The following is a 23,675-nucleotide window of genomic DNA, read 5'->3' on the forward strand; positions in this document are numbered from 1 at the left end:
TTTAATTCTTAAGTTATTTATCCATATTTAGATAAAAACTGAGAAATTATTTTAAAAAAGATACTGAATTTATTGTAATTCGGTATCTTTTTTTATTTTATTTAAAATTATACTTTATAAACTAATTGAATTTAGAGATTATCAGTGAGAAATTTCTGGTTTTTGGAGTTTTTTATTTTAATTAATTGACAAAATATATTTAGAGATATATAATTTATTTCGAAAGCGAAATATTCGTACACGAAATGTTTGAAAGCGAAATATAAAAGGGGTGGGAATTATATGGAGATTATTAATGAAAGTATAGAAGTATCAAGATTATTTCAAGAAGTAATGAGTTTATTTAGATTAAATATGAAAAAAATAATTGAGCGGACTGGAATGACAGCTCCACAGGGGATGGTTATTGGACTTTTATATAAAAATAAGAAAATGAAAGTGACTGAATTAAGTAAGCAGCTGCATTTACCCAATAGTACAGTATCAGGTATTATCGATAAGCTTGAAGAACAAGAGGCTGTTATAAGAGAAAGAAGTGAAGATGATAAGAGAGTTGTCTATGTAAGTATATCTCCAAAATTCATTGAAATTCATAAGAATTTTAATAAACAAATTGAACATAATATTGAGAGTATACTAAATCAAGGAACACAAGAAGAGCTTAATAAAATTTCTGAGGGACTAATAATATTCAAAAGACTTTTAAGTGAAAATAACGCTAATTAAGGAGAGTGCGCTAATGATTAAATTGTTTAGATTTTTAAAACAGTATACAGTTAATATAATAATAATTGTTTTATTAGTTTTTACACAAGTAATTGCAAACTTATATCTGCCTACATTAATGGCTGATATAGTTGATAAAGGAATTGTTCAAAAAGATGTGGTTCAGACTATATCATTTTTAGGTTATAACGGTGAGTATAGTGGAGTTGATTATATTCTAAGAATAGGAGGATTAATGCTGCTTGTATCTCTTGGAGGTGCAATTTGTGCAATTATTGCATCATTTTTATCTTCAAGAACTGCAATAGGCTTTGCTAAAATAATTCGTAATAAGTTATTCGCAAAAGTTGAAAGTTTTTCCTTAAATGAATTTGATAAATTTGGAACAGCCACTTTAATAACAAGAACTACAAATGACGTTACACAGGTTCAATCAGTTACAATAATGATGTTTTCAATTGCACTTTTCGCACCATTAACAGCTTTAGGCGGAGTTGTTATGGCTTTAAGAGAGAATGTAACTCTAACATGGATCTTTGCAGTAGTAATCCCACTACTTGCAGTTATAATAGCCCTAACTTTAAAATTTGCAATGCCTTTATTTAAATTAATGCAGGTTAAAATAGATAAATTAAACTTGGTATTACGTGAAGGTCTTACAGGAATAAGAGTAGTTCGTGCTTTCAATCGTATAAATACTGAAAAGGTTAGATTTGACGATGCAAATAAAGATTTAATGAATAATGCTATAAAAGTAAATAAAATTATGGCAATTTTAATGCCAATAATGATGTTTATCATGAATGCTACAACTGTAGCAGTAATTTGGTTTGGAAGTATAAGAATAGATTCAGGGAATATGGAAGTTGGATCTTTAATAGCCTTTATGCAATATGGAATGCAGATTTTATTTGGTTTCTTAATGCTTGGTATGGTATTTATAATGATTCCAAGAGCTCAAGCTTCAGCAGTTAGAATAAATGAAGTACTAGATATGGAATCTGAAATTGTAGATCCTAAAAAGCCATTATTAAATGAAAATGAAGGCGGTTATGTTGAATTTAAAGATGTAAGTTTTAGCTATCAAGGTGCAGAGCAAGAAGCTATTAGCAATATATCATTTAGTGCGAAACCTGGAGAAGTAACAGCTATAATTGGTGGTACTGGTTCAGGAAAATCGACATTAATTAATATGATACCACGTTTTTACGATGTTACGAGTGGTTCAGTGCTTGTCGATGGTATTGATGTAAGGGAAATGAGTCAGGAAAGTATAAGAGCTAAAATAGGTTTTGTACCTCAAAAAACTGTGCTTTTCTCTGGAACTATTGCTGAAAATATAAAATATGGTAAAGACGATGCTAGTATGGAAGAAATTAAACATGCAGCAGAAGTAGCTCAAGCAACAGATTTCATAAATGGAATGGATGATGGATATGAGCATTTAATTGCTCAAGGAGGAACTAACGTATCAGGAGGACAAAAGCAACGTTTATCAATAGCACGTGCTCTTGTTAGAAAACCAGAGATATACATCTTTGATGATAGTTTTTCAGCCCTTGATTTTAAAACAGATGCAAGACTTCGTGCAGCATTAAAAAAGGAAACAGTAAAATCAACTGTAATTCTTGTAGCTCAAAGAGTTGCAACTGTTATGGATGCAGATAGAATTATAGTTTTAGATGAAGGACAAATTGCAGGTATTGGAACTCATAAAGAGCTATTAAACAGTTGTAAGGTATATTCTGAGATTGTATCATCACAACTTTCAGAGGAGGAATTATCATGAGTGAAAATCGTAATAGAGTAAATAAAAGATCAGGTGGCGGTTTTGGCGGTGGTCCAATGGGATCTTTTGCTGGCCCAAAAGTAAAAGCTAAGGATTTTAAAGGGACATTAAAAAGACTTTTAAATTATTTGAAACCACAAAGAATGAATTTCATTTTAGTTTTTATATTTGCTATAGCGAGTACTATATTTAATATAGTAGGACCTAAAATTTCAGGTAAAGCTATAACTAGATTAGTTGAAGGATTAGTAGGAAAATTTACTGTAATGTCTCAAAATGCTGCATTACTTAAAGCAGGAAAACCAGGTAATATACCAGTACCGGGGATTGATTTTCAATATATAGGAGATATTCTTTTATTACTACTTGGCTTATATGTAATCAGTACACTTTTTGGCTTCCTTCAACAATATATTATGGCAGGGGTTGCTCAAAAAACAGTATACAACCTAAGAAAAGAAGTTGAAGATAAAATTTCACGTTTACCACTTAAATTCTTTGATTCAAGAACTCATGGTGAAATTTTAAGCCGTGTAACAAATGATGTTGATAATATTTCAACAACACTTCAACAAAGTTTGACTCAGCTTATTACATCTATAGTAACTATTGTTGGTGTTATTATCATGATGTTAACTATAAGTCCAATAATGACATTAGTAGTAATATTAACATTACCACTTTATATTGTAATAACAACACTTGTTGCTAAGCATTCTCAAAAGTTTTTTGCTGCTCAACAAAAAGAAGTAGGAGAACTTAATGGTCATGTAGAGGAAATGTATACAGGACATAAAATAGTTAAGGTTTTTGGACATGAAAAAGATTCAATAAAAGAGTTTGAAAATATTAATGATAGACTTTATAAGGCTGGATGGAAAGCACAATTTATATCAGGTATAATAATGCCAATGATGAGATTTGTTAGTAATATAGGTTATGTAATAGTTTGTGTTGTAGGTGGATATTTAGCAACACTCGGAAAAATTAGTATTGGTGATATTCAAGCTTTCATTCAATATTCAAATCAGTTTACTCAACCAATAGTTCAAACTGCTAATATTGCTAATATAATTCAATCAACAGTTGCATCTGCAGAAAGGGTTTTTGAACTTTTAGATGAAGTTGAGGAGATTTCAGATACTGCTGATGCTAAGATTATAGAATTCCCTAAAGGTGAAGTTAAATTTGATAATGTTGATTTTAGCTATAAACCAGAAGAACCACTTATTGAAAACATGAACCTTGATGTTAAACAAGGTCATACAATTGCAATTGTAGGACCGACTGGAGCAGGTAAAACTACACTCGTTAACTTACTTATGCGTTTCTATGAAATAAATTCTGGTAAGATAATGATCGATGGTGTAGATATCAGAGATATAAAAAGAGGTGCACTTCATAATATGTTTGGTATGGTTCTTCAAGATACATGGTTATTTAACGGAACTATAATGGATAACATAGCTTATGGCAGAGAAGGTGCTACTGAGGAAGAAGTTATCCAGGCAGCAAAAGCAGCACATGCTCATCACTTTATTAAAACTCTTCCAGATGGATATAATACAATATTAAACGAAGAGGCTTCTAATATATCTCAAGGCCAGAAGCAGCTTCTTACAATAGCTAGAGCAATTCTAGCAAATCCTACTATAATGATTCTTGATGAGGCTACAAGTAGTGTTGACTCAAGAACAGAAGTTTATATACAAAAAGCTATGACAGAACTTATGAAAGGCAGAACAAGTTTTGTTATTGCACATAGGCTTTCTACAATTAGGGATGCAGAATTAATTCTAGTTATGAATAAGGGAAGTATCATAGAAATGGGTAACCATAATGAACTTCTTGCAAAGAAAGGTTTCTATGCAGATCTTTACAACAGCCAATTCTCTGGAGCAAATTTAGATAGTGAAGTAATGTAAATTATAATATTTTAAGGATAGTAGACGATAGTAATATTGTATACTATCCTTTATTTTATACAAGAAAGTGGATTTTTATAATTCTAAAAATATTGCAAGAATTTTACACGTAATTGTGAATTGCAACATATAGATATACAACTTTAAAACTACATTTATGTGATAACTTACCGAAATAATAAATATTTTGATTCCGAAAAGCTATGAAAATATCGCTGAAAGTTCTAAGCAGCAGGTTGTATCCACTTTAGCATGCTCCAACTTTTAGTTTGACAGGCTAAAATGGAACAACCTACAGCTAAGAACTTTTAACAGCTCATTTTCAAATGTTTTCTTCACAAATATATTTAGTATTTCTAGTGAAGATATAAAGTTAAAATTTTAGCAACTTTGTAAATACATCTATCTAATAAGTTGAATTGGATATTTATGTACACATTAAAAAATAAATTAAATTACTCATACTAAAACAAAAAGTAGTTACCTGGAATTATTGGCATAATTCTTGCTTTAAATATGCTTGAAGAATAAAAAATATTGGAGGAATTAGAAATGAGTAATTTAGGAACTTTCAACAAAATAATAAAATCTGTTTGGAGTATTGAAAATTTAGATGAAATTGAAGACGGTTTTGGCCCAGACGAAATTGAGGCATGGGATTCACTTAGCCATATTGAACTAGTAGTAGCCCTTGAGGAAGAATTTGAAATATCTATGGCAGTTCAAGATATTTCAAGGCTATATACTATAGGAGATATCAAAAATACATTGAGAAAATATGGGGTTGAAATATGACCTTTACTGACTATGTTTTTGAATTCTCCTCAGGGCTTAACAAAACTGCAATAATTGATAAGAAAAATATCAGCTATAGTGATTTGTACTGTAAGGTACTGATGATATCTCATAATATAAAGAAAATTAATATAGTAAAGGAAGATAAGATTCTATTAATAAGTGAGAATTCACCTTTTTTTATAGAAAGTTACTTTGGAATAATAAAAAGTGGGTGCACTTGTGTACCCCTAAATCCTACTCTAAGTAAGAATGATATTGAGTATATAATTAATAGTTGCAATCCTAAAGCGATTTTTATTGAAAAACGTTTCTTAGATAATATGCGAAGTTTGATTAATAAAGATATTAAGATAGTTACTGAAGAAAAATTAAATAATCTTCTATTAGATAAAGAATGTGCTAGTAATAATAGAGAAGAAAAAGAGATTGATTTTAAAAATAGTGTGGCTGTAATATTATTTACATCTGGTTCAACAGCAAGACCAAAAGGAGTAATGCTTACGCATCATAATCTCTGTCATAATACTAATTCCATAATAGAATATTTAAAATTAAATAGCGAGGATAGGATAGAAGTTGTCTTACCATTTTACTATTGCTTTGGGACATCGTTGCTCCATACACATTTAAGAGTTGGCGGTAGCTTAGTAATAAATAATAAATTCATGTTCCCAGAAACAGTTCTAGATGATATTGAAAAATATGAATGTACAGGTTTTGCTGGAGTTCCAAGTAATTATCAAATTTTACTTAGAAAATCTAGTATTAAAGATAGAAATTTGAAAAGTCTAAGATACGTGGCTCAAGCAGGAGGAAGACTCCCTGATAGTTTTATTAAAGAACTAAAACAAGCTCTTAAGAACAATGCACAAATATTCATAATGTATGGACAAACTGAAGCAACTGCAAGACTTTCGTATCTTCCACCTAATATGCTTGATGAAAAAATGGGTTCAATAGGTAAAGGCATTCCTGGAACTTTGCTTAAAGTAATTGATAAAGAAGGAAATGAAGTAAAAGTGGATGAAATAGGTGAAGTAGTGGCTTTTGGTGAAAATATAATGAAGGGTTACTTTAACGATGAAGAAGAAACGAGAAAGGTCATTAGAAATGGTTATTTATATACCGGTGACTTGGCCACAGTAGATGAAGATGGTTATATTTATATTGTGGCAAGGGAAAAACAAATCATAAAAAGTGGTGGAAATAGAATAAGTCCTAAAGAAATTGAAAATATCATAATTCAAATTCCAAGCGTTATAGAATCAGCAGTAATTGGAGTTCAAGACGATATATTAGGGGAAGCGGTAAAAGCATTTGTAGTACTAAATGATGAAGTTTTAAAAGTTGATGAAAAGTATATAATTGAATATTGCAAAGATAAATTGCCGTCCTACAAATTACCTAAATATGTGGTGTTTTTAGATGGAATTCCAAAAAATTCTTCTGGTAAAGTAATGATGGGGGATCTGAAATGATAGATGAAATTATAAATAATGAGCAATTTAAGTGTCTGCAAAAGGATAAAGAAAAAAAGCTTTTGAGCATTATAAAGCCACAAATAGAGAAAAGTAGAATAAATGAAAATTTAAGCATTATGTATAAAAAACTAGGAGTTAATATAAATGATATAAATTCTCTTGAAGAGATTCCATTTATTCCTGTAAATATGTTTAAGCATTTTGAGCTTAGGACTTGTAGTGAAGAAAGTGTAGTTAGAATATTAAACTCAAGTTCCACGACTGGAAACATTCCTAGCAAGATATTTATTGATAAGGAAACATCTATAAGACAATCTCAAGGATTAATATCAACTCTAACAAGTTTTTTAGGATCATATAGAAGACCAATGCTAATAATTGATAGCAAAGAAATTAATAAAAAAAGCGAATATTTAACGGCAAGAGGCGCGGCAATAAGAGGAGTAAGCGGTTTTGGAAAAAGTTTAACTTATGTTATGGATTTGGTAGATGATAACATTATACTTAATATAGAACGACTTAAAGAATTTGAAGAAAAGTACAAAGATACAGATATATTAGTATATGGATTTACTTATATTATCTGGACTAGGTTTGTTAACGTACTAAAAGAAAAAAATATAAAATTAAACATGCCGAAAATTAAAATACTTCATAGCGGAGGCTGGAAAAAATTAAATGCCCAAAAAGTTGAAAAGAAAGAGTTTAATAGATCTGTAGCTGAAGTATTTGGAACTGATCCTGAAAACATAATTGACTTTTATGGAATGGTCGAACAGTTAGGCGTAGTTTTTCTTGACTGTGAATTCGGATATAAACATGTTCCTGACTTTGGAGAAATTATTATACGAGATTTCTTAACGCTTAAAGAGGTAGAAATAGGCCAATGTGGATTTATTGAAGTCATGAGCGCCATTACTTCAAGTTATCCGGGCCAGGCTATATTAACTGAAGATATAGGTGAATTTGCAGGTATAGATGATTGTAAATGTGGAAGAAAGGGAAAATACTTTAAGTTTAAAGATAGAGTAGAAAAATCTGAAACAAGAGGATGTGGAGATACTTTTGCAGAAAAGAGGGACAAGAAATGATAAGCTGCTTTATGTTAGGAGATAAATTTTATGAGGAACCTAAGAATCTTCAAAGTTTAGATAAAATTATAGAAGAGCTTAATAAAAATAGAGAAACAATTTATTCATATCCATGCGAAGCTATGATTGAAATAATTAATGAATATAGTAAAATATTATGTAGTGATAGAAAGTTTTTAAGTTATGAAGGTGTGCCTTTTTTGATATTATGGCTAAAGAAAGACAATATTAAGAAGCTCTTACACCAAGATCTAAGAAAACAAGAATTCCTAGATGATTTTATAGAAACAGCAGATAATAAATTTATGAAGGCTCAACCTAGAGGGATAGTGTGTCATTTCATGGCTGGCAATGTTCCTACTCTTCCAATATATTATTTAGTTCAAGCCATTATTTGTAGAAATGTTAATTTATGCAGGATACCTATTGGTAGTATAAATATTGTAATTGAACTTCTAAAACCTTTAAAAGATATTGTAATTAATTTTAGAGGAGAAAAATATTATGGAAGCACCTTATTAAAGAGTATTTCAATTATAAATTTTTCGAGTAATGATTTAAAATTAAATACTGAAATGTCACAGGTAGCGGATGTAAGAGTAATATGCGGCGGTGAAGAAGCCGTGAACACATTGTCAGTTCTTCCTAAGAAGACCACATGTAAGGATGTTATATTTGGCCCTAAATATTCCTTTGCTGTATTTGAAAAATCTGCCATGGAAAGTCTTAAGATAACTAAAACCTTCGATAATTTTGCAAAGGATATAATAAGCTTTGATCAAAGGGCATGCTCTTCTCCTCAAGTGTTATTTATTGAGAAATCTACTGTAGGTATTAATGAAGCAGCACAAATGCTTTCACAATCATTAGAAAAGGTTTTAAAACGATATCCCAAGCTTGAAATTAATCAAGGAGCAGCTGCAAATATAATTAATAAAAGAGGGGAATATATTTTATCTTTAGAAAAAGATATAATATGCAGTAAAGACCTTAAATATACAATTTTAATAGATAAAGAAATAATGTTAGAAGAACCTGTGCAGCATATAACTATATTTTTAAAAGAGGTTGAAGATATATTGGAGATTTGCAAGCTAATAACTCCAAGAATACAAACTATTGGAATAGCTTCTGAAGATAATAGCAGGATTATGAATTTTGCAAATAAAGTCAGCCCGCATGGTGTTGATAGGTTAGTTAAAGTTGGTCTCATGAATTTATATGATTCACCTTGGGATGGAATACTTTTTATGAGTGAAATAGTTAAATGGACAATTTTAAATCTAAATTAAAAAAGAGAAATACTTAATAATGGATAAATCTTTAGATTTGTTTTATAAACGGTATTTATGTTACTGGTGAATTATAAATTTTGTATAAATAAGATATAGGGTGTGGAGAATGTGAAAGTAAAAGAATTGATGACAAAAAAGGTATTGGTGTTAAAACCTAATAATACATTTGAAGAGGCAGCAAAGCTTTTTATTGAAAATGGCATAGATGGAGCACCCGTTGTAGATAAAGATGGAAAGTTAATTAGCATTGTAACAAAAACAGATTTAATGAAAGCTATTTTTAATAAATTAGAAATGAATACGAAGCTAGAAACTTTAGATCTTAAAAAAGTAATAACAATTAATAGTGAAATGAATATAGAAGATGTATTGAAATATAATGTTGGTCGTCTTCCAGTTATAGATAAAAACAATAAGATTATAGGGATAATTACTCATACAGATTTTATTAATGATTTGGTTGAAAAAATTTCAAAAAAATGTAGAGATATGAAAAATACAAAGTTAGGGTTAACTGAGTTAGACTCTATTATTGAGTGCTCTTATGATGGAATTTATATAACAGATGGGGAAGCTAATACTATAAAGATAAATAATGCCTATGAGAGTATTACAGGACTTAAAAGATCAGAGGTTTTAGGAAGAAATATGAAAGACCTGGAGAAAGAAGGTGTTATATCTCAGTCGGCTACTCTTTTAGTGCTAAAGAATAGAAAAACCACTACAATTCAACAGGAATTCAAAACAGGAGTAAAGGTTCTTGTGAGCAGTAATCCCATCTTTGATAAGAATGGAAAAATAATCATGGTGGTTACAAACGTACGAGATGTAACACAACTTTATGAGTTAAAAGAGCAACTTCAAAAGAATAAAGAAATTACTCTTAAATATGTTTCTGAAATCGAAGAAATGAGAACTCAATTATTAAATACTTCAGAAATTGTTGCAGAAGATCATAAAACTATTGAAATTATCCAGCTTGCCAATAGAATTGCCAAAGTGGACACTACAATTCTTATGCTCGGAGAAACTGGAGCAGGAAAGGATCAAATAGCAAAGCATATACACAAAGTAAGCAAGCGAAGTAAAAAACAATTTATTAAAGTTAATTGTGGTGCAGTGCCTGCAAGTTTAATAGAATCTGAATTTTTCGGCTATGAAAAAGGTGCTTTTACTGGCGCAAATAAAGAAGGAAAAATAGGTTTATTTGAAATGGCTTCTGGAGGGACTATTTTCCTCGATGAAGTTGGAGAACTTCCAATGGATATGCAGGTTAAGCTTCTAAGAGTATTGCAGGAAATGGAAGTAGTACGAATTGGAGGAACAAAGCCCATAAAAATTGATGTTAGAGTACTAGCCGCAACCAATAGAGATCTGGAAGATATGATAAAGAAAAAACAATTTAGAGAGGATTTGTATTATAGGCTCAATGTCATACCGCTATATATTCCACCCCTTAGAGAAAGAAAGCATGATATTTTGCCATTAATTAATTTTTTTCTCACACAGCTTAATAAAAAGTACAATTTCAATAAGGTATTTGCTTCAGATGCTTTAAATTGTATGTATGAATATAATTGGCCTGGGAATGTTAGGGAGCTAAAAAATATTGTTGAGAGAGCTGTAATAATGAGTGAGGATGATAAGGTAAAGAGGTCAGATCTTCCTAAAAATATTATTGGCTCAAATGGCATGATTGTAACTTTAAATACTTTTGAAGAAGGTATAAATTTAAGAGAAACCTTAGATGCCATAGAAAAGAAATTAATTAAGAAGGCATATGACAAGTATGGTAATGTCAGAGCTGCAGCAAAATCACTAGGAATAGATGCATCAACCTTTGTAAGGAAGAGGCAGAAATATATAAAAGAAGAAATTTAATAATATGACGTATTTAAATAGAAATTGGATACATATTTATTCATTAGCTACGGCAGCTTATTTTAAAATGCCTGCTGTGCAAATATGTATCCAATTTCTTTGTTGAGTATGGCGAATAAATATATAATCTATTTAAATTCATGTATCATACTATAAACATGCTAAATATTGGATAGCCAGTGGTGCAAAAATGCAACAAGATGCAGAAGTGCAACGTAATAAAATATTTTCAAATTATAACTACTGTAAACGTATTCTGAGGTTATTATGAAATTTAATTGAGATTTTAGTTGCGTTTTTGCAACAAATATTTATATTGTTCCAGAAATTAGAGGTGATATTGAAAAAATTATAAGATTATTATGGAAAATTCAAGGCAGTATAGTAATTTTTTATTTTGGCACACTTATTGCTTATATAATTATTAGAAAATAAAAATTAGTGAAGGAAGCGATAATATGCCATTAAAAACAAAGGAACAATATATTGAAAGTCTTAGAAAGCTAAACCTAAAAGTGTACATGTTTGGAAAAGCGATAGACAATGTTGTTGATCATCCAATTATAAGACCATCTCTTAATTCAGTTGCTATGACGTATGAATTAGCACAAATGCCAGAGTATGAAGATTTAATGACAGCTACTTCAAATTTAACAGGAGAAAAAGTAAATAGATTTGCTCATTTACATCAAAGCACAGATGATCTTATTAAAAAAGTAAAGATGCAAAGATTACTTGGTCAAAAAACCGCATCATGTTTCCAAAGATGCGTTGGTATGGATGCTTTTAATGCACTATACAGTTCAACATACGAAATAGATAAAGCGTGTGGAACAAATTATCATGAAAACTTTAATAAGTTTTTAAAATATGTTCAAGAAAACGACTTAACCGTTGATGGTGCAATGACTGATCCTAAGGGGGACAGAGGATTATCGCCAAGTAAACAAGCTGATGGAGATTTATACTTAAGGGTAGTTGAAAGAAGAGAAGATGGGGTAGTTGTTAGAGGAGCAAAATGTCACCAAACTGGAATGTTAAATTCTCATGAGGTAGTAGTAATGCCTACAATAGCTTTAACTCCAAATGATAAGGATTGGGCAATATCTTTCGCAGTGCCTACAGATGCTGAAGGAATAATTCATATATATGGAAGGCAATCTTGTGATACAAGAAAACTAGAACCAGGTGCAGATATTGATCTTGGAAATGCTGAATTTGGTGGACAAGAAACATTAACTATCTTTGATAATGTGTTCGTACCAAATGAAAGAATTTTCTTAAATGGAGAAACTGATTTCGCTGGAATGATAGTTGAAAGATTTGCAGGATATCATAGACAAAGTTATGGTGGATGCAAAGTTGGAGTTGGAGATGTTCTAATTGGAGCTGCTGCAGTAGCTGCTGATTATAACGGAGCTCACAAAGCATCTCATGTTAAAGATAAATTAATAGAAATGACTCACTTAAATGAAACTTTATTCTCTTGTGGTATTGCATGTTCAGCAATGGGCTCTAAAACAGAAGCTGGAAATTATTATATTGATAATCTGCTAGCAAATGTATGTAAGCAAAATGTTACAAGATTCCCTTATGAAATATGTAGACTTGCAGAAGATATTGCTGGAGGAATCATGGTTACTATGCCATCAGAAGCAGATTTTAAAGATGAAAAGATAGGTCCATATATAGATAAATATTTGAGAGGTGTAAACTCAGTTTCAACAGAAAATAGAATGAGAATATTAAGATTAATAGAAAATATTTGTTTAGGGACTGCAGCTGTCGGATATAGAACAGAATCAATGCATGGAGCTGGATCACCACAAGCTCAAAGAATTATGATAGCTAGACAAGGAAATTTAGCAGCTAAAAAGAAAATAGCTAAGAAAATAGCTAGAATTGAAGAATAATATGAGCAAAATCATGGTAGATGAAATTAATAATGCTATCAATACTAGAATAAAACCATTACTTGCCGAGCATAATGGAGATATTGAGCTTGTAGAAGTTAACAATGGTGTAGCTTACGTAAAACTTTTAGGCGCATGCAGTGGCTGCCCTTCTGCAAGGTTTACTATGGAAGAATTAATTTCCTGCGTATTAAAAGAGATACCGGAAGTAAAAGATGTACAACTTGTTGATCCAATTAGCAGAGAAATGCTTGATTTTGCTAGACAGCTGCTTAGAAAATAAAGGCCAGGTGAAATTTTGGAAATAGGTATTAGATACTGTGGTAGCTGTAATGCCGGTTATGATAGAAAAACGTTTATTACAAATTTAATTAACGATCTTGGAAAAACTCATAATTTCGAGATTGCAAAGGAAAATAAGGAATATGACTATTTAATTTTAGTCTGTGGATGTTCAAATTGCTGTGTAAGCCATGAAAAATATATATTAAAATATAGTAAAATTTTTATTAAAAATATAGGGGATTATGATAAATTAGTATATGACTTGAAAAAATTGTAATCCGGTTATATTTAGGAGGTGTCTAATATTAGCTGGAAAGATTTATACAAGAGTAAGGTAGTTACAGCTGACGAAGCTGTAAGAAAAATTAAATCGAATGATAGAGTAGTAACTGGACATGCTTGCGGAGAGCCAAAAGAAATTATAGATGCTATGGTTATAAATAAAGATTTATATGAAAACGTAGAAATTGTTCATATGGTATCAATGGGTAAAAGTGAATATTGCAAGCCTGAAATGGCTGTTAATTTTCGCCACAATTCTATATTCGCAGGTGGAACAACAAGGGAAGCTATTCTTGACGGAAGAGCAGACTTTACACCGTGCTTTTTCTCGGAAGTACCAAAAATGTTTAAGGAAGGTACTTTACCAGTAGATGTAGCACTTGTTCAATTAAGTGTTCCTGATGAACATGGTTATTGTAGTTTCGGAGTTTCAAATGACTACACAAAACCTGCTGCAGAGGCCGCTAAAATTGTTATTGCTGAATTAAATGACAAAATGCCAAGAACTTTAGGAGATTCATTTATACATGTTTCTGATATTGATTATATAGTTGAAACTTCAAATGATATTATTGAGCTTAAGCCACCTAAAATAGGAGAAGTTGAAAAGGCTATTGGTGAAAACTGTGCAAAGCTCATTGAAGATGGTTCTACACTTCAATTAGGAATTGGTGCAATTCCAGATGCAGTACTATTATTCTTAAAGGAAAAAAAGGATCTTGGAATTCATTCGGAAATGATATCTGATGGAGTAGTTGAATTAATAGAAGCAGGTGTAATAACAAATAAAGCAAAAACTTTACATCATGGAAAATCTGTAGTTACATTTTTAATGGGCACTAAGAGGCTTTATGATTATGTTAATGGAAATCCTAGTGTAGAAATGTATCCTGTAGATTATGTAAATAATCCATGTGTTATAGCAGAAAATTATAAAATGGTTTCTATAAATTCATGTATTCAGGTAGATCTTATGGGGCAAGTAGCAGCTGATACAATTGGAATTAAACAGTTCAGTGGCGTAGGCGGTCAAGTTGATTTTGTAAGAGGAGCAGCAATGGCTAAAGGCGGTAAATCAATAATTGCAATGCCATCAACTGCAAGTAAAGGAAAACTTTCAAGAATAGTTCCAATTTTAGATGAGGGTGCAACTGTTACAACATCTAGAAACGATATTCATTATGTTGTAACTGAGTTTGGAATAGCAGAGCTCAAAGGAAAAACTTTAAAAGAAAGAGCTAAAGCATTAATAAATGTCGCACATCCTGATTTTAGAGATACCCTTATTAAAGAGTGGGAAAAGAGATTTAAAGTGAAATTTTAAATTAAAATAAATGAAAATATGGGAGGAAATAATTTATGAAAGTGTATGTTTTAGACACGGGATATTTAGAAACTGATAAAAATAATGTAGTGGGTGGAGCTACTATGGGAACATATAGCCAGCCACATGTACAAAATGAATGGATTAAGCTACCTGTAATGTCTATTTTAATTGATCATCCAGATGGAAAAATATTATATGATGTAGGAAGCAATCCAGAAGCTATGAATGGTTATTGGCCAAAAAACCTTCAAGAAGTTTATCCATTATATCAAACAAAAGAACAAAGACTAGAAAATCAATTGGCTTTATGTGGTACAAAGCCAGAAGAAATAAAGAAAGTAATAATTTCTCATATGCATTTAGATCATGCAGGAAATTTAGATATGTTTAAACATGCAGATGTATATGTACCAAAGGCAGACTTTATGCAAGCTCAAACTCAAGTAAGGTTAAATGAAAATCCGTTAACACATGGAGGCTATATTAAAGCTGATATGGATGTTTCAGTAAAGCAATATCATTTAGTTGAAGAGGATTTTGAATTTGCAAAGGGTATAGAAATAGTAAATTTACCAGGTCATACACCAGGATTACTTGGAATAGTAGTTCATTTAGAAAATGAAGGTACATTAATTTTCCCACAAGATTGTGTATATAGTTCAGAAATTTATGGACCACCAGCTAAGGCATCAGGATTACTTTATGATAGTCTTTCTTTCTTTAAATCAATTGAGAAAGTAAGAGCATTAGAGAAAAAATATGACGCAAAAGTATTTTTTGCTCATGATGAAGAATTCTTTAAAACAATAAAACTTGCCCCTGAGTTTTATGAATAAAAAGTAGTAAATAGATAACCACAGTGAAAGTTATAGTAATGTGGTGACTAACCGAAATTCTATATATGTTTGTCCCATAGAACTATAAAAATTTTGCTGAAAGGCAGTTAATGTAGGGTTGTATCCATATGTGCATGCTCCTAATTTTATTAGGACAAGTAAACTTGGAACAACCCTACATTAATTATTTTCATCAGCTTATTTTCTAATGACTGCTCCATATTATGACATTGAGGTTACAATCATATATGGAATTTCTTTGTTTTTATATGCATTTAAGTATAGTAAATGTTTAATGGAATTTTGTATGTGATTTACTCTATTGTTTAGACAAAACAATAAAAATACTATGTAACATAATATTTAAATGCTAAAATATAAGTAAAGAATAAAATATAAAAATAAAATACACTATCAGATATAGATTTGATATTTTTTTGAATGTGTCTGGATATATGGAGGAAAGAAATGAGTAATATTAATAATGATACTAATTTAGGAAACATAAGAAAAGCAAGAATTGAAGATTTGGAAACCATAGTAAAATTTAATTACAATTTAGCAAAAGAAACAGAGGATAAAGAACTTAATTTAGAAATTTTAAGCAATGGTGTTAGAGCGATGATTGAAGATTCATCAAAAGGACAATACTATGTTTATGAAATAAATGGCAGAGTAGTTGGACAAATTATGTTTACATATGAATGGAGTGATTGGAGAAATGGTATGTTTCTTTGGGTACAAAGTGTATATGTAGATTCTGAGTATAGAAAAAAAGGTATTTATAAGAAGTTGTATCATAATGTTAAGAATATATGTGATAATAATGATGGAATAGCTGGCATAAGATTGTATGTAGAAAAAGAAAATATAAATGCTAAAGCAACATATGAATCACTTGGGATGAGCGAATGTAATTATAATATGTATGAATATGAAAAATAATTAGAAGTGATAATATTGCTGCCTATGATCTAAGCTAGCAGAAAGCTGCAATTTTCATTAAAGACAGCCTCTATAAGTTTTGTTCATATATAGATGAACATATTAACAAAGTTGCTAAAACTTTAAGTTCATATTTTCACTAGAAATCATAAATATATTTGTAGAGAAAACATTTGAAAATGAGCTGTTAAAGGTTCTTAAGCAGAGAACCCAAATCTTTGATTTGGTGAGAATCGCTTACTCAGTGAACGAACGTGAGTCGAGTTTCCGCTAACGGTTGTTCCATTTTGGCTTGTCAAACTGAAAGTTGGAGCATGCTAAAGTGGATACAACATGCTGCTTAGAACCTTCAGCGATATTTTCATAGCTTTTCGGAATCAAAATATTTATGATTTCGGTAAGTTACCACCTAAATTTAGTTTTAGAGTTGGATATCTATATATGTTGCAATAATAAATTTACATTTAAACTTCTAGTATGCTAAGTGCCCTATTAAGGCAAAATGTAGAAACTAATTGCAACATATATAAATCATATTTTACAATAGAAGGGAAGTGAGAATTAAAGGAGAGCGTATTAAATCCTCTCTTTTAATAATATTATGAATAATAAAAAGATAGTAAGAGATGGACATATGCACTCGCCATATTGTCCTCATGGAACTAAAGATAGTTTTGAAATGTATGTTGATAAAGCATTAATAGAGGGATTAGAGGAAATAACATTTACTGAACACATGCCTTTTCCATGTTATTTTATAGATGACAAAGAATTTCAAGATGAATGTGCTCCAAATGAAGAAGTAATAGAGAAGTATTTTAAGGATGTTGAAGAAATAAAATTAAAATATAAAGACAAAATCAAAATAAATATAGGACTAGAAGTTGATTTTGTTGATGGATATGAAGAAGGAACTAAAAGACTACTTAATTCATATGGTCCAAAATTAGAAGATGGGCTAATTTCTGTACATTTTATAAAAATGGGCGATGAATATGTGGCTATTGATGGAAAAGAAGGCTTTGAAAGAGCTTTAGAGTTTTATGGTACCACTGAAAAAGTTTATGATAAGTATTATGAGACTTTGCTTAAAGCAATAAAATCAGACTTAGGGGAGTATAAGCCTCATCGTGTAGGGCATCCAAATTTAATTAGGATTTTCAATAAATTATATCCATTAGAATATAAAAACAAAGAACTTTTAGAAGAAATAGTAAGAGAAATTAAATCAAGGAATTATGAAGTAGATGTAAATACAGCAGGCCTTAGAAAGCCATATTGTGGTGAAATATATGTATCAGATATTTTTAAGCAGTTGATAGATGAGTACGGGGTTAAAAAAGTATACGGATCAGATTCTCACACAGCAAGTGATGTTGGAAGAGATTTTGATAAAGAATAAATTTCGGATAGCAGCAGTAAAACTATATTGAGGAGTGAGGTATGTCATTAGAAGGTATTAATTTTATTAAAGAAATTACATCTTTTATCTTTGTGGAAGATAAGCCAGAATACTGTGATATTATTTTTATACCTGGTAGTGCATGGCCAGAGCCAGCAGAAAAAGCTTCAAAACTTTGGTTAGAGGGATATGCACCATATATACTTCCATCAGGAAAATATAGCATGTCAAAAGGATATTTTCCAGGACCAATAACTAAGGCTGAAATATATAATGGAGAATATAACACTGAATGGGAGTTTATGAGAGATATAGCCATATCAAATGGAGTCAATGGTGATGCAATATTAAAAGAAGATAATGCAACTTGGACAAAGGAGAATGCCTTTAAGTCAAAGGAAGTTACTGATAACTATAATTTAGATATAAAAAAGGCTATAATATGTTGCAAATCATTTCATGCCAAGAGATGTCTCATGTTTTATAGTTATGCATATCCAAAGACAAAATTCTTTGTATGTCCAATAGATGTAGACGGAATAACTAAAGAAAATTGGTTCAAAACTGAGAGTGGAATTGATAAGGTTATGGGAGAATTATCACGTTGTGGAGGACAACTTAAGAAAGCAGTTCCTACTTGGTCCTAAATGTTTTAATAATTCTAAAAATATTACAAGAATTTTAGCCGTGATTGTGAATTGTGAATTGCAACATATATATACTCTGAAAATTAAACTTAGCAGAATCAACATTAAACTATAATGTAATAAGAAATAAATGATTTTATAAAAAATGAATAGCATTGATTATAACGTATATATTATAGATCCCATAGGTAGCTTTATAGCGACTTATGGGATTATCTATTTTTGAAAGTTTTAATATTTTATAAATCTAGTGAAAAAAGTATACGATTTTGTAACAATAATTTAATTACTGAATAAAGTGACTATATAGATTGTTATATATTTAGTGTTAAAATAAACTTAAGATATATACTTTGGATTGACAATAAATAGACGATGTTCTATATTATATATAGATAGATGTCTATATAAGAAAGGCGTGAATGAGAATGAGCTATGAAGAAAATTCAAAAATTTTTAAAGCATTATCTGATCCAAGCAGGTTGAAAATAATTGATATATTATCTTGTGGTGAAAGATGTGCATGCGATATACTAGAATACTTTGATTTTACTCAGCCAACCCTTTCGCATCATATGAAGGTATTAAGTGACTGTAGTCTTATAGAAGTTAGAAAAGAAGGTCTTTGGAATTACTACCGATTAAATCTTAATAATTGCAATAAACTTACTTTATTTATGATGAACCTCGTAACAGAAACAAAAGACTGTATTTGTAAGGATAAATCTAAGTGTACTTGCAAATAAGAAGAAAAAATTAAATGTATCTATAAATGAAATTTAAATATAAAAAATCATATTGTAAAGGAGTTAATAAAAATGAAAAAAATGATTATTTTTGATCCAGCTATGTGTTGTTCAACAGGTGTTTGCGGGCCATCTGTAGATAAAGAATTATTGAGAGTTTCAACTGCACTTAATACTTTAAAAAACAAAGGTATAGTAGTGGAAAGACACAATTTAACAAGTAATCCTCAAATATTTGTAGATAATAAAGTGATAAATGAAATTTTAAACACCAAAGGAATTGAAGCTTTACCTGTAACTATGGTAGATGGAGTAGTAGTTAAGGAAGGTAGTTATCCAACTAACGAAGAATTTTGTATTTTATTAGATATACCAACAGATACTTTAAAGCTTAATATAAAGAAAGCTAGCATAAAAAAGCCTGCTAAAAGCTGTGGATGTAAAGGTGGATGCTGCTAATAATTAGGTTCATTAGAATAAATCGATACACTTAAGTAGAAGGGAAGAGTAAATTATGTTGAAACTGTTTGATATTGAAAAGCTGAACTTAACTAAGTATCTATTTTTTACTGGAAAAGGTGGAGTTGGTAAGACTTCAACAGCCTGTGCTGTAGCTGTAAATTTAGCGGATCAAGGAAAGAAGATTATGCTTGTAAGTACTGATCCAGCATCAAATCTTCAAGATGTATTTAATACAGAGTTAAGTAATAAAGGAGTTCAAATAAAGGAAGTCCCAAACTTAACTGTTGCAAATTTTGAACCAGAAGCTGCAGCGGCTGAATATAGAGAAAGTGTAATAGCTCCATATAGAGGAAAGTTACCACAAGCAGTAATAGATAATATGGAAGAACAATTATCAGGTTCATGTACTGTTGAAATTGCAGCATTTAATGAGTTCTCAGCTATGATAACTGATGAAAAAGTATTCAATGAATATGATCATATTATCTTTGATACTGCACCAACAGGGCATACCTTAAGAATGTTACAATTACCTTCTGCATGGAGTGATTTTATTAATGAAAGCACTCATGGAGCATCATGCTTAGGCCAACTTGCAGGACTTGAAGAAAAGAAAGAGATGTACAAAAGTGCAGTAGATACTTTAGCTGATGGAGAGAAAACAACGCTTGTACTTGTATCTCGTCCTGAAACTTCTCCACTAAAAGAGGCAGAAAGAGCTTCTAGTGAACTTCAAGAAATAGGAGTAAATAATCAAATATTAGTTATAAATGGTGTACTTCAAAATCATGATGATGAACTCTCAAGTGCTATTTATGAAAAGCAGCAAAAAGCTTTAAGTAATATGCCACCTAAATTTAAGGATATCGAAACTTTTGAAATTCCTCTAAGACCTTATAATATAACTGGGCTTGAAAACGTAAGAGCTTTCCTTAAAAAAGATTATATTAAAATTAGTGAGGAATCTTTAAATGCAGTGGCTATGCCAAAATTAAAAGATGTCATTGAGGATCTATATAATAGCAGCAAAAAAGTTATTTTTACAATGGGCAAAGGCGGAGTAGGTAAGACAACTATAGCAGCAGCTATAGCACTAGGACTTGCAAAAAAGGGTAAGAAGGTTCACTTAACAACTACAGATCCGGCGGCTCACTTGAAATTTGTATTAGATGAAAGCTATGGAATTTCTTTGAGCAATATTGATGAAAAAGAAGAACTAGAAAAGTACAGACAAGAAGTTATAGGTAAGGCAAGAGAAAACAATATGACTGATGAAGATATTGAATATATTGAAGAAGATTTAAGATCACCTTGTACTCAAGAAATAGCAGTATTTAGAGCTTTTGCTGAAATTGTTGAAAGATCAGAAAATGAAGTTGTAGTAATAGATACAGCTCCAACAGGTCATACGTTACTTCTTTTAGATTCGACAGAAAGTTATAATAAAGAAATTTCTAGGTCAGAAGGAGATATACCAGAGTCAGTAATAAAATTATTGCCTAGATTAAGAAATGAAAGTGAAACTGAAGTAGTTATAGTAACTTTGGCTGAAACAACTCCTGTTTATGAAGCCATGAGACTTCAAAAGGATTTAGATAGGGCTCAGATTCATAGCAAATGGTGGATAATCAATTCAAGTCTTTATGCAACTGATACAACTAATGAAATCTTAAAGGTAAAGGCAAGTAATGAAATTCAGTGGATTAACAAAGTTGATGAAATTTCTAATGGAAACTTTGCGGTAATAGAGTGGAAAGCAGAAGACGTAAGAGGAAATAACCTAATTAACTTAATTAAATAGATAGATTTAAGGAGAGATAAAAAAGATGAAAACAAAAGTTGCATTTATATGTGTACACAATTCATGCAGATCACAAATGGCAGAGGCACTAGGAAAACTTTATGGAAATGATGTTTTTGAAAGTTATTCAGCAGGAACAGAAACAAAACCTCAAATAAACCAAGATGCAGTAAGGATCATAAAGGATTTATACAACATTGATATGAATGAAACACAAAAATCAAAGCTTTTATCAGATATTCCTGAGGTGGATATAGTGGTAACAATGGGCTGTAATGTTCAATGTCCCTTTTTACCATCTAAGCATAGAGAAGATTGGGGCTTAGAAGATCCAAGTGGAAAAAGTGATGATGAATTTATAAAAACAGCTAAAACAATAGAAGAAAAGGTAAAAGAATTAGCCAGAAGAATTGAGAATAATGAAATTAAATTAGAATAGTAAATTAAAAATAGGGGGAATTTTAAAATTGAGTAATAAATCATCAAGGTTATCATTCTTAGATAGATATTTGACTCTTTGGATATTTGCAGCCATGGCGCTAGGAATATTGTTAGGATGGGGAGTACCAGCCCTATCGGAAGGACTCGCGAGTTTATCTATTGGAACAACATCAATACCAATAGCCATAGGCCTTATTGTTATGATGTATCCACCACTTGCTAAAGTAAATTATAAGGAACTAGGAAAAGTATTTAAAAATCCAAAAGTTCTAGGATTATCGTTAGTACAAAACTGGTTTATTGGGCCAGTATTAATGTTCATACTTGCTTTTGTATTTTTAAAATCTGATTCGGAATTAATGACAGGACTTATTCTTATAGGACTTGCAAGATGTATAGCAATGGTAATTCTTTGGAACAGCTTAGCAGATGGAGATAGTGAATATGCTGCTGCATTAGTTGCATTTAATTCAATATTCCAAGTAGTATTTTATTCTGTATTTGCATACTTTTTCATAACTGTATTGCCACCTATTTTTGGACTTACAGGATATGAGATTCATATTTCCATGGGACAAGTGGCAACGTCTGTTGCAATTTATCTTGGTATTCCTTTTTTACTAGGAATGTTTACTAGACTTATACTAGAACCTATGAAGGGAACAGAATGGTATGTAAAAAAATTTGTTCCTAAAATTAGTCCATTAGCTCTAATAGCCTTATTATTTACAATTGTAGTTATGTTCATGTTTAAAGGAAAATATATTGTAGAATTACCTTTAGATGTTATTAAAGTAGCTATACCACTTGTAATATATTTCATAGTAATGTTTTCTGTATCATTTTACATTAGTTATAAGTCAGGCATAGATTATCATAAGACTACTACTTTATCTTTTACAGCTGCAAGCAATAACTTTGAACTTGCAATAGCAGTTGCAGTAGCAGTATTTGGAATTCAATCAAGGGTTGCTTTTGCAGCAGTAATAGGGCCGTTAATAGAAGTTCCAGTAATGATAGGACTAGTAAATGTAGCACTTCACTGGGGAAGAAAATATTTCTCATATTCTAAATAGAAATGATATTGATAGTTACAGTTAATAAAAATATATAGAGCTTGTTGTGAAATATATAGAGTCATTAATTTATAAAATTTGCATATAAATCAATAGTTGTAAGGCTATAATAGTATAAATTGTGCTATTATAGCTTTATATTTATATGTGGAATCTATTGTATATTCGAAAGTGTTTTATGTAATTTAAGAAAGGAGTTTTAAAAATATTATGAAATATTCTTATGAGGAAGGTAATTTTAGAAAAGGAGATATACTAGGGATTACTATTGACAGAAAGGTAAATATTTATTTATTAGATGGTGATAATTTTATTAGGTATAGAAATAATAATAGTTTTAAATACTATGGTGGTCCAGTTGATAGCTCACCATATAATATTACAGTTCCAAGTTCTGGTCACTGGTATATTGTGATAGATTTAGGCGGAGGATCAGGAATTCTAAACTACTCTATAAAAGTATTTAGATAAAATACATATGTATTATAGGGTTCCACAATGATAATTGAACTTATGTGGATATCAG

At 30.5% G+C, this 23,675-nt stretch carries 22 protein-coding genes; all 22 read left to right on the plus strand.

The window, feature by feature from the left end:
• Positions 1–282: 282 nt before the first annotated feature.
• The 22 genes from L3B96_RS04705 to L3B96_RS04810 all read left to right on the plus strand — a co-directional run bounded on the left by L3B96_RS04705 (position 283) and on the right by L3B96_RS04810 (position 23,620).
• The gene (locus tag L3B96_RS04705) at positions 283–726 is read left to right on the plus strand and encodes a MarR family transcriptional regulator (RefSeq protein ID WP_238859015.1); all 444 of its coding nucleotides are present in this window, start codon (positions 283–285) and stop codon (positions 724–726) included.
• Between the two features lie 13 nt (positions 727–739).
• Positions 740–2,515 (plus strand): ABC transporter ATP-binding protein, encoded by a 1,776-nt coding sequence (locus L3B96_RS04710; protein WP_238859016.1) that lies wholly within the window; start codon positions 740–742, stop codon positions 2,513–2,515.
• Entirely contained in the window at positions 2,512–4,440 is a 1,929-nt protein-coding gene (locus L3B96_RS04715; protein WP_017212824.1) for an ABC transporter ATP-binding protein, read from the plus strand. The genes L3B96_RS04710 and L3B96_RS04715 overlap by 4 nt, the downstream gene beginning before the upstream one ends.
• A gap of 552 nt (positions 4,441–4,992) precedes the next feature.
• Positions 4,993–5,235 (plus strand): acyl carrier protein, encoded by a 243-nt coding sequence (locus tag L3B96_RS04720; protein ID WP_012058321.1) that lies wholly within the window; start codon positions 4,993–4,995, stop codon positions 5,233–5,235.
• Positions 5,232–6,716, plus strand: coding sequence for an AMP-binding protein (locus tag L3B96_RS04725; RefSeq protein ID WP_238859017.1), 1,485 nt, complete (start codon positions 5,232–5,234; stop codon positions 6,714–6,716). The genes L3B96_RS04720 and L3B96_RS04725 overlap by 4 nt, the downstream gene beginning before the upstream one ends.
• Positions 6,713–7,810: an acyl-protein synthetase gene (locus L3B96_RS04730; RefSeq protein WP_238859018.1), complete on the plus strand. Its 1,098-nt coding sequence runs from the start codon at positions 6,713–6,715 to the stop codon at positions 7,808–7,810. Before L3B96_RS04725 ends, L3B96_RS04730 begins: the two co-directional genes overlap by 4 nt.
• Positions 7,807–9,102 (plus strand): acyl-CoA reductase, encoded by a 1,296-nt coding sequence (locus L3B96_RS04735; protein ID WP_238859019.1) that lies wholly within the window; start codon positions 7,807–7,809, stop codon positions 9,100–9,102. Before L3B96_RS04730 ends, L3B96_RS04735 begins: the two co-directional genes overlap by 4 nt.
• Positions 9,103–9,213: 111 nt before the next feature.
• Positions 9,214–10,986, plus strand: coding sequence for a sigma 54-interacting transcriptional regulator (locus tag L3B96_RS04740; protein ID WP_238859020.1), 1,773 nt, complete (start codon positions 9,214–9,216; stop codon positions 10,984–10,986).
• A gap of 458 nt (positions 10,987–11,444) precedes the next feature.
• A complete protein-coding gene (locus L3B96_RS04745; protein ID WP_238859021.1) occupies positions 11,445–12,899 on the plus strand; it encodes a 4-hydroxyphenylacetate 3-hydroxylase family protein in 1,455 nt (484 codons plus the stop codon).
• Position 12,900: 1 nt separating this feature from the next.
• On the plus strand, positions 12,901–13,182 hold the full coding sequence (locus tag L3B96_RS04750) for a NifU family protein (protein WP_077868975.1): 282 nt from the start codon (positions 12,901–12,903) through the stop codon (positions 13,180–13,182).
• A gap of 15 nt (positions 13,183–13,197) precedes the next feature.
• Complete coding sequence (locus tag L3B96_RS04755; protein ID WP_238859022.1) at positions 13,198–13,461, plus strand: hypothetical protein; 264 nt, start codon at positions 13,198–13,200, stop codon at positions 13,459–13,461.
• Positions 13,462–13,488: 27 nt separating this feature from the next.
• Positions 13,489–14,790 carry an acetyl-CoA hydrolase/transferase C-terminal domain-containing protein gene (locus L3B96_RS04760; protein WP_238859193.1) on the plus strand — a complete coding sequence of 434 codons (1,302 nt, stop codon included), beginning with the start codon at positions 13,489–13,491 and terminating at the stop codon, positions 14,788–14,790.
• A 35-nt stretch (positions 14,791–14,825) separates the two neighbouring features.
• Positions 14,826–15,629 carry an N-acyl homoserine lactonase family protein gene (locus L3B96_RS04765; RefSeq protein ID WP_077868977.1) on the plus strand — a complete coding sequence of 268 codons (804 nt, stop codon included), beginning with the start codon at positions 14,826–14,828 and terminating at the stop codon, positions 15,627–15,629.
• 468 nt (positions 15,630–16,097) lie between these two features.
• The gene (locus L3B96_RS04770; RefSeq protein WP_238859023.1) at positions 16,098–16,574 is read left to right on the plus strand and encodes a GNAT family N-acetyltransferase; all 477 of its coding nucleotides are present in this window, start codon (positions 16,098–16,100) and stop codon (positions 16,572–16,574) included.
• 601 nt (positions 16,575–17,175) lie between these two features.
• A complete protein-coding gene (gene hisJ / locus L3B96_RS04775) occupies positions 17,176–17,976 on the plus strand; it encodes a histidinol-phosphatase HisJ (protein ID WP_012058332.1) in 801 nt (266 codons plus the stop codon).
• A 41-nt stretch (positions 17,977–18,017) separates the two neighbouring features.
• Positions 18,018–18,623 (plus strand): YdcF family protein, encoded by a 606-nt coding sequence (locus tag L3B96_RS04780; RefSeq protein ID WP_238859024.1) that lies wholly within the window; start codon positions 18,018–18,020, stop codon positions 18,621–18,623.
• 422 nt (positions 18,624–19,045) lie between these two features.
• The gene (locus tag L3B96_RS04785) at positions 19,046–19,369 is read left to right on the plus strand and encodes a metalloregulator ArsR/SmtB family transcription factor (RefSeq protein WP_077306431.1); all 324 of its coding nucleotides are present in this window, start codon (positions 19,046–19,048) and stop codon (positions 19,367–19,369) included.
• Between the two features lie 72 nt (positions 19,370–19,441).
• Positions 19,442–19,828, plus strand: a complete 387-nt coding sequence (arsD, locus tag L3B96_RS04790) for an arsenite efflux transporter metallochaperone ArsD (RefSeq protein WP_026889808.1) — start codon at positions 19,442–19,444, stop codon at positions 19,826–19,828.
• A gap of 55 nt (positions 19,829–19,883) precedes the next feature.
• A complete protein-coding gene (arsA, locus tag L3B96_RS04795; protein ID WP_275297096.1) occupies positions 19,884–21,632 on the plus strand; it encodes an arsenical pump-driving ATPase in 1,749 nt (582 codons plus the stop codon).
• A 25-nt stretch (positions 21,633–21,657) separates the two neighbouring features.
• Entirely contained in the window at positions 21,658–22,071 is a 414-nt protein-coding gene (locus L3B96_RS04800; RefSeq protein ID WP_023976194.1) for an arsenate reductase ArsC, read from the plus strand.
• Between the two features lie 28 nt (positions 22,072–22,099).
• Entirely contained in the window at positions 22,100–23,149 is a 1,050-nt protein-coding gene (arsB, locus tag L3B96_RS04805; RefSeq protein WP_077831595.1) for an ACR3 family arsenite efflux transporter, read from the plus strand.
• A 210-nt stretch (positions 23,150–23,359) separates the two neighbouring features.
• Entirely contained in the window at positions 23,360–23,620 is a 261-nt protein-coding gene (locus L3B96_RS04810; protein WP_041896297.1) for a DUF1883 domain-containing protein, read from the plus strand.
• The last annotated feature ends 55 nt before the right edge of the window (positions 23,621–23,675 follow it).

The sequence above is a fragment of the Clostridium sp. YIM B02569 genome (assembly GCF_022320765.1).
Classification (GTDB): domain Bacteria; phylum Bacillota; class Clostridia; order Clostridiales; family Clostridiaceae; genus Clostridium; species Clostridium beijerinckii.